We start from the raw sequence: 2,768 nt of genomic DNA on the forward strand, positions 1-2,768 counted from the left end.
TATCGGTTCCTGCGGGGGGTGAACCAGGCCAATTACCGTCGCGGTGATGAGCGTTTCCGGGTGAATTGCCTGGAGGCGGTGGTGGCGTTTCATAATTCTGTCAAGTTCGGTCGGCAGTTCGTGGCGGGGCCGGCTGTGGGGGACCGGGACGCGGCCCGGTTGGAGGAGGCGTTGGGGGCGACGGCCCGGCCGGTGGCTGGTGTGGCCGGGGTTGAGTGGTATGTGCGGGGTGGGCCGGTGGGTGTGGCCGTGCCGGTGATGTACCGGCGTGCCGACGGTAGTGCACATCTGATCGCTGCGGTGCGTGCAGAAGACGGCGATGAGCAAGGGCGGGTCGTGCTGCTGGATCCGCAGAAGGGGGAGGAAGCCCACGACGCCGATGTCCTGGCTGCGACCGGCATGTGGGTGATTCCGGTGTCCGGGGTGGATGGGGAGGGGGAGGTGGTGTTGCCGCCCAGTGGTTCCCGGTGGCGGGGCCAGGACGAGGGGCCGGGGCTGCCGACTGTGGTGACGGGCCCGAAGCGTCGGGGTGGTGTGTCCGGGCCGGTGGCGGGGAAAGCCGGCGCGAAGGGCACGAAGAGGACGCGGGGAAAGGCGGACCAGGATTCGCGGGAGGAGGCTGCCGAGAGTTCGCGGGGGGTCAAGCGGCGGAAGGTGGACGCAGCCGCTGCTGCTGGGGCTGTGTCCGGAAGTCCGGGTGACGGCGAGAGTCAAGCAGCACAGCAGGACCCGAGTGCGGAGCGGAAACGGAAACAGAAGGAAAGGGACGCGGAACGGTACCAGGCGAGAAAGGCTGCCGCCGCCCGTGTTGCGGAGTTGGAGGCGTTGCAGGAGCAGGGGCGGCTGACTGAGGAGCAGGAGGCGGAGCTGGCGGCGCTCCAGCCGAAGGTGGCGCAGCAGAAGCAGAAAAAGAAGAAATCAGACGCGAAGTATCGCAGGGATGGAAAGGCTGCTGCCGCCCGTGTTGCGGAGTTGGAGGCGTTGCAGGAGCGGGGGCCGCTGTCTGAGGAGCAGAAGGATGAGCTGACGAAGCTCCAGCCGAAGGCGCAGCGGAAACAGAAAAATAAGGAAAGGGGCGCGAAGTATCGCAGGGATGGAAAGGCTGCTGCCGCCCGTGTTGCGGAGTTGGAGGCGTTGCAGGAGCGGGGGCCGCTGTCTGAGGAGCAGGAGGCGGAGCTGGCGGCGCTCCAGCCGAAGATGGCACAGCAGAAACAGAAAAATAAGGAACGGGTCGCGAAGCATCAACGGGCGGTAAAGGCTGCTGCCGCCCGGGTTGCGGAGTTGGAGGCGTTGCAGGAGCGGGGGCCGCTGTCTGAGGAGCAGGAGGCGGAGCTGGCGGAGCTCCGGCCGAAGGCACAGACGTGGCAGAAACAGAGGGAATCTGTCGCGAAGTATCGCCGGGCGGTAAAGGCTGCTGCTGCCCGTGTTGCGGAGTTGGAGGCGTTGCAGGAGCGGGGGCCGCTGACTGAGGAGCAGGAGGCGGAGCTGGCGAAGCTCCGGCCGAAGGCACAGACGTGGCAGAAAAAGAAGGACTCTTACGCGAAGTATCGCCGGGAGGGAAAGGCCGCTGCCGCCCGTCTTGCGGAGTTGGAGGCGTTGCAGGAGCAGGGGCAGCTGACTGAGGAGCAGGGGGTGGAGCTGGCGGAGCTCCAGCAGAAGGTGGCGGGGCGGGGACGGAAGAAGGCCCGGGAGGTGATGGAGACCGGGGCGGGTGGGGCCCCGATGGGTACGGGGCCGGAGGGGGTATCGGGGTGGACTGGGGCGGATCAGGACGGCCGGGACACGTGGTCGGCTGACGCCGATCTGGATGCGTGGCTTGCTCGGGCCGTGGCGGAGGTAGATGAGGTGCCGCAAGGTGCCGCGGATGCTGCGATGCTGCTGGGCGAGGATGCTTATGAGGAGTTTGTCGGGACCGAGTTGCTTGCGTTCCTGGGACAGGATGCCGGCGACGATGCTGCGGGTGCCGACGGTGCCGGGACGGTGGCTGGCCACGATGATTTCGCTGCGTTTCTTGATGAGTACGGGGGGGACCCCGTCGGGTTGTTCGAGGTTGAGGGCGATGGACTGGATTTTGGCGAGCCATTTCCGGAGGATGAGGTGTGGCCGGATACGGGGCGGTAACCGTGCACCGTGTCCTGGAGCATTTGTCCAGCCCGCAGGATGTGCCGTCATCGTCGTTGGGGATGCGGCCAGGCGGTGTGGCGGGGGACGTCCACTCCGCCCGGCCGCGCGGCTCGATGCCGCCGCGAGTTGGGGAGGTCGCGGCATCGGGACGGGTCTTCAGAGCGCGCGAAGGCGCTGGATGATTCGTTCTTTGAGCAGCGCGTTGCAGTCCTGGCAGGTCTTGGCGTGAATCCAGTCCAAGAATCAAGCCAGGTGTTCGTCCAGTCGGCGATGAGGAGTTCCCCTGCGCCGGGGTCGAGGAAGTTCCCGCGACGCCTTTCGCTGTCGATCTCGTCGGCTTTGTTCTGGGTTGTTGTCTTGGAGGTGAATCCGGGTCTTCGAATTTAGCCGGGCACGGTCACTTGTCGTCGCGCCGCAGGAGGGGCTCAGTCCCATTCGGTCGGCTGGTTCCGGGCGGCGCGGACATAGATGGCGGTGCGCTCGGCTTGGTCGGCCCAACGGGTTCGGTCGTTCGCGTTGCCGAGATCGTGCTCGGCGACCTGCGCGCCTCAACTAGGGTCTGTTTCAGATGTCAGAGCCACTCGTTGATAGACGCGATGACCACCGTGGCCTCGTAACGGACAGCGAGTTTGTCGTACCGGGTG

Annotated in this window: 1 protein-coding gene; it reads left to right on the forward strand. The window is 66.4% G+C overall.

The features are described 5' to 3' along the window. The coding region (locus tag ACWDKQ_RS35700) for a hypothetical protein (protein ID WP_450143161.1) at window positions 1–2,121 on the forward strand (2,121 nt) is incomplete at its 5' end. Between the last annotated feature and the right edge of the window lie 647 nt (window positions 2,122–2,768).

This window comes from Saccharopolyspora sp. NPDC000995 (assembly GCF_053599315.1).